Origin of the sequence: Flavobacterium sp., from assembly GCF_003525665.1 — a bacterium.
Classification (GTDB): Bacteria; Bacteroidota; Bacteroidia; order Flavobacteriales; family Flavobacteriaceae; genus Flavobacterium.
Window position 1 is genome coordinate 4,417 of the sequence record NZ_DQDX01000149.1, and the last position, 8,072, is coordinate 12,488.

Annotated in this window: 11 protein-coding genes; 6 read left to right on the forward strand and 5 right to left on the reverse strand. The window is 32.3% G+C overall.

Features of this window, described 5'->3' with window-relative positions; translation table 11 throughout:
- Positions 1 to 99 precede the first annotated feature (99 nt).
- The 3 genes from greA to DIU01_RS10440 all read left to right on the forward strand — a co-directional run bounded on the left by greA (position 100) and on the right by DIU01_RS10440 (position 2,274).
- Positions 100 to 576 (forward strand): transcription elongation factor GreA, encoded by a 477-nt coding sequence (greA, locus tag DIU01_RS10430; protein ID WP_290834186.1) that lies wholly within the window; start codon positions 100 to 102, stop codon positions 574 to 576.
- A 64-nt stretch (positions 577 to 640) separates the two neighbouring features.
- Positions 641 to 1,030 carry an HIT family protein gene (locus tag DIU01_RS10435; RefSeq protein ID WP_290834188.1) on the forward strand — a complete coding sequence of 130 codons (390 nt, stop codon included), beginning with the start codon at positions 641 to 643 and terminating at the stop codon, positions 1,028 to 1,030.
- Between the two features lie 71 nt (positions 1,031 to 1,101).
- Positions 1,102 to 2,274, forward strand: coding sequence for a transglutaminase domain-containing protein (locus tag DIU01_RS10440; protein ID WP_290834190.1), 1,173 nt, complete (start codon positions 1,102 to 1,104; stop codon positions 2,272 to 2,274).
- A 520-nt stretch (positions 2,275 to 2,794) separates the two neighbouring features.
- On the opposite strand, the gene DIU01_RS10445 is transcribed toward DIU01_RS10440, so the two are convergent.
- Positions 2,795 to 3,943 (reverse strand): HAMP domain-containing sensor histidine kinase, encoded by a 1,149-nt coding sequence (locus DIU01_RS10445; RefSeq protein WP_290834192.1) that lies wholly within the window; start codon positions 3,941 to 3,943, stop codon positions 2,795 to 2,797.
- A gap of 187 nt (positions 3,944 to 4,130) precedes the next feature.
- Between DIU01_RS10445 and DIU01_RS10450 the strand changes: the two genes are divergently transcribed.
- The 3 genes from DIU01_RS10450 to aat all read left to right on the forward strand — a co-directional run bounded on the left by DIU01_RS10450 (position 4,131) and on the right by aat (position 6,170).
- Entirely contained in the window at positions 4,131 to 5,006 is an 876-nt protein-coding gene (locus tag DIU01_RS10450; RefSeq protein ID WP_290834194.1) for a flavin reductase family protein, read from the forward strand.
- 13 nt (positions 5,007 to 5,019) lie between these two features.
- Positions 5,020 to 5,397 (forward strand): DUF3127 domain-containing protein, encoded by a 378-nt coding sequence (locus DIU01_RS10455; protein ID WP_035125173.1) that lies wholly within the window; start codon positions 5,020 to 5,022, stop codon positions 5,395 to 5,397.
- A 134-nt stretch (positions 5,398 to 5,531) separates the two neighbouring features.
- Entirely contained in the window at positions 5,532 to 6,170 is a 639-nt protein-coding gene (aat, locus tag DIU01_RS10460; protein WP_290834197.1) for a leucyl/phenylalanyl-tRNA--protein transferase, read from the forward strand.
- Here aat and DIU01_RS10465 read toward each other — a convergent pair whose 3' ends face one another.
- The 4 genes from DIU01_RS10465 to DIU01_RS10480 form a co-directional block, all read right to left on the reverse strand.
- Entirely contained in the window at positions 6,171 to 6,890 is a 720-nt protein-coding gene (locus DIU01_RS10465; RefSeq protein WP_290834199.1) for a YoaK family protein, read from the reverse strand.
- A 67-nt stretch (positions 6,891 to 6,957) separates the two neighbouring features.
- Positions 6,958 to 7,518, reverse strand: a complete 561-nt coding sequence (locus DIU01_RS10470) for a DNA-3-methyladenine glycosylase I (protein ID WP_290834201.1) — start codon at positions 7,516 to 7,518, stop codon at positions 6,958 to 6,960.
- A 1-nt stretch (position 7,519) separates the two neighbouring features.
- Positions 7,520 to 7,861 (reverse strand): DUF86 domain-containing protein, encoded by a 342-nt coding sequence (locus tag DIU01_RS10475; protein ID WP_290834203.1) that lies wholly within the window; start codon positions 7,859 to 7,861, stop codon positions 7,520 to 7,522.
- Positions 7,851 to 8,072, reverse strand: a 222-nt coding sequence (locus DIU01_RS10480; RefSeq protein ID WP_290834206.1) for a nucleotidyltransferase domain-containing protein, incomplete at its 5' end; no start/stop codon positions are given. The genes DIU01_RS10475 and DIU01_RS10480, both read right to left, overlap by 11 nt.

Consider the following 8,072-nt stretch of genomic DNA (forward strand, 5'->3'; position numbering starts at 1 on the left):
ATTTTATAGTAACGACAAAATAGCTTTTTTATTAGATTTTAATATAAAAAATAGCAACTTTTTATTCAATTAAAAAGTTACAAATAAAGAATTGAAATTATGAGTAACATATCGTATTACACAGCAGAAGGACTTAAAAAATTAAAAGAAGAATTAGATCATTTAAAAAGCGTGATGCGTCCAAAAGCATCGGCAGATATTGCAGAAGCTAGAGATAAAGGCGATTTATCTGAAAATGCAGAATATGATGCTGCTAAAGAAGCACAAGGAATGCTAGAAATGCGTATTGCAAAACTAGAAGAAGTGTATTCTAATGCAAGATTAATTGACGAAAGTCACTTAGATTTATCGAAGGTTTTGGTTTTATCAAATGTAAAAATCAAAAATCAAACTAATGGAATGGAATTAACTTACACGTTAGTTGCAGAAAGTGAAGCCGATTTAAAAACCGGAAAAATATCAGTAACTTCTCCAATTGGAAAAGGATTGCTAGGAAAATCTGTAGGAGAAATAGCCGAGATCACAGTTCCAAACGGAACCTTAAAATTTGAAATTCTAGAAATTTCTCGCGATTAATTTATTGCGAGGAACGAAGCAATCTCATAAACTTTTAAAACCATAAACTTTTAACCTAAAAGAAATGAGCAGTATTTTCACCAAAATAATAAACGGAGAAATTCCATGTTATAAAATTGCAGAAAACGAAAATTTCTTAGCATTTTTAGATGTAAATCCAAATGCGAAAGGTCATACTTTGTGCATTCCAAAGCAGGAAATCAATAAGATTTTTGACATTGAAGACGATTTGTATTTAGGTTTAATGGCTTTTTCAAAAAAGATTGCCGTTGCATTAGAAAAAACCGTTGCGTGCAAAAGAATCGGAATGGCAGTTATTGGTCTTGAAGTGCCGCATGCACACGTTCATTTAATTCCGCTTAATGAAATGGATGAAATGCGTTTTCAAAATAAAGTGTCTTTAACCAAAGAAGAATTTGAAGATTTGGCGAAAGCAATTCAAAGCAATTTATAACAACATTTATCGTTTTATATAAAATCACCTGTTACGTTTTTGGCCTAACAGGTTTTTTAATTTTACAAGTTATGAGATTTATTTTTCAAATAGTGTTTTTGTTTTTTATCCAGTTTTCGATGGCTCAAATTCCGAATGAATTTAGTGCTATTGATGCTAAAATGGCTCAAATTCCAGCCGATAAAACCAATTCAACTTCGGATATTTCAGATTATATCAATGCCAATTTCACTTCGGAATCAGATAAAATTAGAGCTGCTTTTTTCTGGACAGCATCCAATATTAGTTATGATGTTGTGAATATGAATGAACCCAATTTTATTTATTCGCCACAAGAAAAAATTGCAAATGCGCTTAAAAATCGAAAAGGAGTTTGTATTCATTACGCTGAGGTTTTTAATGAAATTGCAAATAAACTTGGAATCAAAACTTACATTATCGGTGGTTACACAAAACAAAACGGAAAAGTAGCGTTGATTTCTCACGCGTGGTGCGGTTCTAAAGTAGATGGAAAATGGTTGTTGTTTGACCCAACTTGGGCTTCGGGTTATGTAAATGGCGAGAAATTTGTCAAGAAATTTAATAATTCTTACTATAAAGCTGCACCTTCCAAAATGATTCAATCGCACATGCCATTTGATTATATGTGGCAATTTTTGAGCAATCCTTATACCAATAGTGAGTTTTATGAAGGAAAATTATCAGAAGAACGATTGATTTCTAATTATGATTTTGCTACAGAAATTGCTAAGTATGAAAAGTTACCAGAAGACGAAAAAGCATTTGAAGCATCGCAACGAATTGAGAAAAATAAAGTAATTAACGAATTAATTGCTGGTTATTTAGCCAATAAAAAACAAGAATTCACAGTATTGCGTCAAAACAAAAGCGTTGATAAACTAAACCAAATTGTAGCCGATTTTAATCAAGCTGTAGTCGATTTAAATAATTTTATTTACTACAGAAATAACAAGTTCAAACCAAAATTACCCGATGACGAAATCAAATTGATGATTGAAAATCCGCTGAATAAATTGAAGCAATGCCAAAATGAAATTTATAAAATTGTTTCGGTTGGGAAAGAGAATTTGGCAAGCATAAGTGGCTTAAAAAAATCAATTAGTGAAACCATAAAACAAGCCGAAGAACACGATGCTTTTGTAAAAGAGTATTTGAGCAAAAGCGAAAGTCAGCGAAAATCGATGTTTAAAAAGTCGGTTTTGACAGGGAAAACTTTACGCTAGCAATTAATTCAGAAGAAACTTTTATTAAGTAAAATATTGGAAATAATTAAAAATATATACTGGTTAGGTGGAATTTTCATTTTTGGAATTGTTTCTATAATGGGGTTTGTTTTGCCACATACTTTGAGGTTTTTTAGAATACCAGTAACGTACAAAAGAGCATTGATAACTTCTGTAGTTTTGTTGTTAATTGGAATAGGACTACAATTTGATAAAAACTATAATTGCTTGGAAAGACGCAATTTATTATATCCTATTTATGGAATTGTTTATCTTTTTCTTTACAAAGTATCTGACAATTTTATTCAGAAAAAGAAAGGTAGACATATGTACTACTTGACAATTAGGTATATAAAAGATGAAGAATCTAATAATTCAACAGCTATTGAGAACTTAATCCAATTAATAAATTATATTATTACTTTTGGGTTGTCATATTATGGTAGTATGATGATAATAAGTATGATTTATAACAGCTGTTCTTAGTAATATTTGCTTCTGAAAGCAATCTGCACATTAATCACTTCACTTTCTTATAAATAATCTGCATTGTTGTTCCTTTTCCAATTTCAGATTGAGCAACTTTTATTTTGCCGTTGTGGTATTCTTCTACAATTCTTTTGGTAAGTGATAAACCCAAACCCCAACCGCGTCTTTTAGTAGTAAATCCGGGTTCGAAAACTCGTTTGTATTGGTTTTTCGGAATTCCTTTTCCCGAGTCGGAAACGTTTATTTTTATTGTATTGGTTTCGTTTTCTATGGCTAGTTTTAGTTTGCCGCGACCTTTCATGGCATCGATAGCATTTTTCATTAAATTTTCAATCGTCCAACTGTGTAATGCTGGATTTATAGAAACTAAAATCGGAGTTTTTGGAGCTATAAATTCGAATTCTACTTGGTTAGAAAATCGTGATTTTAAGTAATCGAAAGAATTCAATGTTTCTTCTACAATATCTAAAGTTTCAAGAACTGGTTCGGAGCCAATTTTAGAAAATCGTTCGGTTATAGTTTGCAATCTATTAATGTCTTTTTCAATTTCTGAAACCGTAGTTTCATCAACATTATCGGCTTTCATTATTTCGAGCCAACCAATTAATGATGATAATGGAGTTCCAATTTGATGCGCTGTTTCCTTTGCCATTCCTGCCCAAAGTTTGTTTTGGGTTGCCATTTTCGTGCTTTTATAAAAGTTGTAAACGACTGCGCCAAACAAGAAAATGATTAGCAACAAAGCAATTGGATAATATTTTAATTTGTTGAGCAAGGATGAATCGCCGTAGTAAACAATGTTATATCTGTTAGAATCATATTGCACTTTAATAGGTTGGTTTTGGCTTTTAATTTCCTCAAGAAACTTCTTTAATTTAATGGAATCTTTTTCAATTTCATCAATATTTAAAGTGCTTATAATTTTCCCTTTTGAATCGGTTAAAATTAAGGGAATGTTTTTGTTGTTTTGGATAATAAAAGACGGAAGTTCAATCTCGGTATCTAAATTTGCAGTTGTGATGTTTTTTTGAGCTTTAGCCCAAAGTTCCATTTTAGTGCGTTCTTCTTGCTTGAATATTTGAAAAAACGAATACGTATTCCAAAGAATTAAGGAAACAATCACAAATGAGGTGATGATTATTATCCAGCGTGTTGTGTTTCTTCTTTCGGAAAATTGCATTTATGAATTTTTGTTTAAAAGTAGTAAAAAAACGTGATTATGCAAGAATGGATTGCTCTTTAGCCCTGATGCAAGGGAAAAACTCCCGATTTTTTATCGGGATTTTGGAAAGGCAGCAGGAAAATGGTTAACAAAAATTCACTGACCATTCGCTCAAAAAAATTATCTTTGTGCAAAATACACTTTTATGCTCACGATTGATCCAAAAGAAGTTTCACCGGTAAAATTACAAGGTTATTTGCAAAGTGCGATTGCGCCGCGACCAATTGCGTTTGCTAGCACGATGGATAAAAACGGAAAGCCCAATTTATCGCCGTTTAGTTTCTTTAATATTTTTAGTTCGAATCCGCCAATTTTGGTTTTTTCGCCAGCGCGACGCGTTAGAAATAATACGGTAAAACATACGTTGATTAATTGTGAAGAAACGCGCCAGGTTGTAATTAATATGGTGAATTTTGAGATTGTGCAACAAATGTCGTTGTCGAGTACGGAATATCCTGATGGCGTGAATGAGTTTTTAAAATCGGGTTTGACGCCAATTCCGTCTGAGTTGGTGAAACCGTATCGCGTGGCTGAAAGTCCGGTGCAATTTGAGTGTAAAGTAAATGAGATCATTCCGCTTGGAACTGAAGGTGGCGCAGGAAATTTGATTATTTGTGAGGTTTTAAAAATGCACATCAATGAAGAAATTCTAGATGAGGATGGAATGATTGATCCAGTAAAAATTGATTTGGTTTCGAGATTGGGTGCGAATTGGTATTCTAGAGCAAAAGAAGGACTGTTTGAAGTAGAAAAACCATTGGCAACTTTAGGGATAGGAGTAGATTCTATTCCAGAATTTGTGAAAGAAAGTGCTGTTTTTAATGGGAATGATTTGGGCAAATTAGGAAATGTTGAAGCATTGCCAACCGAAGAAGAAATTACTATATTTGTAAAACAGAATTTTGGCGTGAAAGGTGTTTTGAGTGCTGATGATGAAGTAAAAAAACACCAATTGGCCAAGGAATATTTAGATAAAAATGAGGTGCTAACCGCTTGGAAGGTGCTTTTAGCAAAACAATAAATTTAGAATTATTATGGAAGTTTCAGGAAAAGTAAAAGTAGTTGGTGCTGAACAACAAGTAAGCCCAACGTTTAAAAAAAGAGAGTTAGTTGTAACTACAGATGAGCAATATCCGCAGAGTATCATGATTGAATTCGTTCAAGATAAAAGCGATTTATTAAATAATGTATCAGTTGGTGATGCTGTAAAAGTTTCAATTAATTTAGGCGGAAGAGAATGGGTGAATCCACAAGGAGAAACTAAATATTTTAATTCGATTAAAGGATGGAGAATTGAAAAACTGCAAGCAGAAGCTCCAGCAGCGCAACAAATGCCTCCAATGCCAGCAGCAGAAGCATTTGCTCCAGCAACCAACTTTAAAGAAGAAGAACACGACGATTTACCTTTTTAATTAAGAGTAAAGAATATAGAGTATAGAAAATAGACTGTCATTCTAGATGTATAACTTTGGTTAAATATTTAGAATGGCATTTATTTTTAAGGTCAATCTCTATGTTCTATTCTCTATTTTCTATTTTCTAAAAAATGTACTTCCTATCCAAAGAACTTTATTTTCCTCCAGTAGAAGAAGCTTCGTATGAAGGTATTCTTGCTGTTGGTGGCGATTTATCTGTAGAGCGATTGATGTTAGCATACAGAAATGGAATTTTTCCGTGGTTTGATGCCGAAGAACCTATACTTTGGTGGTCGCCAAGTGAACGCATGGTTGTGTATCCGCATGATTACAAAGTTTCTAAAAGCATGCGAAATATTTTAAACAGGAACATTTTTGAAGTTACGATCAACAAAGATTTCAAATCTGTTATTGAAAATTGCCAAAAGATGGAACGCAAAGGTCAAGATGGCACTTGGATTACAGATGATATTATCAAATCGTACACCGAATTACATCAATTAGGAAAAGCAATCTCGTTTGAAGTTTGGCAAAATAACGAACTCGTTGGTGGATTGTATGGTATTGATTTAGGACATGTTTTTTGTGGAGAAAGTATGTTTTCTAAAGTTCCTAATGCGAGTAAAGTGGCTTTTGTAAAATTGGTTGAATACTTAAAAATTCGAAATTACAAATTGCTAGATTGTCAAATTCACAACGATCATTTAGAAAAATTAGGAGCCTTTGAAATTTCCAGAAGTGCTTTTATTCGGATTTTAAAATCGGAGTAATTAATGTAAATTGGACTTTATTTTTCTTTTGGTCAGGTGATAATACACTACAATATTGTCGAAAAAGAGTGCAATTAATAAGGTTGTAGCTCCAAGAAGAAGAATTTTTAACTTGTAAGTTTCGTATAATAATCCGCCCAAAACACATCCTATAAAGAAAAAAATGATGATTGATAAACGTAATGAAATGTTGCGTGACAACCGTTTTAATTCTACTTCCTTTTTGTAGAAAAACAGTTGCGAAAGTTCGATTCCTAAATCGGTAAATAATCCAGTTAAATGCGTTGTTCTCACTACCGATTGTGAAATATTGGTCACCAAAGCATTTTGCAATCCCATGGCAAACAATAGTAAATAAGCAATATAATTCGGATTGAAATCTTGTGAAACTCCAACAAATACTAGAATAAAAACTTCTAAAATCATTGGAAAAGCGTGCGCAATTCTTGGTTTTTTTAAGGACGCAATTTCCACGAGAAAATTGGATGTAAATGCTCCAAATAGAAAAAAGAAAATATAAATTAGAATTGTGATGGCTTTAGAATAATTTTTGAGCACAATTTCCTCGGCAAAAAAAGCAAAATGACCTGTAACATTTGTGGTTAATGTTGCAACAGATAAAACTCCAGCAATATTCACTATTCCTGCAATAAACGATAATGTAGATGCTAATCGTAAGTTGTGTGTGAAAGTTCTTCGATTGCCTTTATGACGAAACATGGTTTCTTAGTTTGTACTAAAGGTAGTGAATTTGCAGAATAATAAATGTTGATTTTGTTTTAATTTATCACAGCTGTGTCCAACAATCAACCAAATGATCGTTAACCATTCCTGTAGCTTGCATGTGTGCATAAACAACCGTTGAACCTACAAATTTGAATCCGCGTTTTTTTAAGTCTTTACTTATTGCATCCGAAAGTGGTGTTGTTGATGGAACTTCTCTTAACGATTTTCTATTGTTTTCTAATGGTTTTCCGTCTGTGAAATTCCAAATGTATTTAGAGAAACTGCCAAATTCTTTTTGCACTTCCATAAACGCAATTGCATTAGAAATGGTTCCTCTTACTTTCAATTTGTTTCTAATAATTCCGGCATCTTGAAGTAATTCTTGCACTTTTTCTTCGTCATATTGAGCCACTTTTTTGTAATCGAAATTATCAAATGCAGTTCTGAAATTTTCTCTTTTTTTCAAAATAGTATACCAACTCAATCCTGCTTGAAAGGTTTCTAAAATTAGAAATTCAAACAATTTGTCGTCGTCATAAACTGGTTTTCCCCATTCATTATCATGATAATCTCTGTACAAATCATCTTTTTCGCACCAAGCACAACGTAGTTTAGCGTCCATTTTAATCAAAATCTTTAATGATTGTTGACAGGTCTTTTTTGAAACTTGGAATGGTTTCTAAAATAGTTTCCCATACAAAATTTAAGTCAACAGAAAAATATTCGTGAACAATAAAATTGCGCATCGATTTTGCACCACGCCAATTTACGGAAGAATATTTTTGTTTAATTTCTTCGTCAATATTGGCAACAGCTTCACCAATTACAATGAAATTTTTAAGAATTGCATCTTGAATAATCCAGTTTTCTAGAAATTGATTTTTAGAAGTAGTTGCAGTTATCTCTTCCAATTTTTCAATAGATTCTAAAATATGCAAAAGAAAAATTTTGGTATTATTCTTCATAAATATATTTTACCTCATTTAAAACGCGCTCTTTTATAAATTTATTTAATCCGTTTTCAGAAACTAAATCTACCTTTTTTTGAAGTTTTTGTTCCAATTCAAATTGCAAATCAGAAAGTGTAAATAAGCCAATTGGGTTTTTCAATAAAAATAAAATATCAATATCGCTCGACGGAGTTTCTTCATTTCGAGCAACCGAACCAAACAAACC

Bases quoted from the DNA above. Each gene is read 5' to 3' on its own strand.
- greA (WP_290834186.1), top strand. From the start codon at position 100: ATGAGTAACATATCGTATTACACAGCAGAAGGACTTAAAAAATTAAAA.
- DIU01_RS10435 (WP_290834188.1), top strand. From the start codon at position 641: ATGAGCAGTATTTTCACCAAAATAATAAACGGAGAAATTCCATGTTAT.
- DIU01_RS10440 (WP_290834190.1), top strand. From the start codon at position 1,102: ATGAGATTTATTTTTCAAATAGTGTTTTTGTTTTTTATCCAGTTTTCG.
- DIU01_RS10445 (WP_290834192.1), bottom strand. From the start codon at position 3,943: ATGCAATTTTCCGAAAGAAGAAACACAACACGCTGGATAATAATCATC.
- DIU01_RS10450 (WP_290834194.1), top strand. From the start codon at position 4,131: ATGCTCACGATTGATCCAAAAGAAGTTTCACCGGTAAAATTACAAGGT.
- DIU01_RS10455 (WP_035125173.1), top strand. From the start codon at position 5,020: ATGGAAGTTTCAGGAAAAGTAAAAGTAGTTGGTGCTGAACAACAAGTA.
- aat (WP_290834197.1), top strand. From the start codon at position 5,532: ATGTACTTCCTATCCAAAGAACTTTATTTTCCTCCAGTAGAAGAAGCT.
- DIU01_RS10465 (WP_290834199.1), bottom strand. From the start codon at position 6,890: ATGTTTCGTCATAAAGGCAATCGAAGAACTTTCACACACAACTTACGA.
- DIU01_RS10470 (WP_290834201.1), bottom strand. From the start codon at position 7,518: ATGGACGCTAAACTACGTTGTGCTTGGTGCGAAAAAGATGATTTGTAC.
- DIU01_RS10475 (WP_290834203.1), bottom strand. From the start codon at position 7,861: ATGAAGAATAATACCAAAATTTTTCTTTTGCATATTTTAGAATCTATT.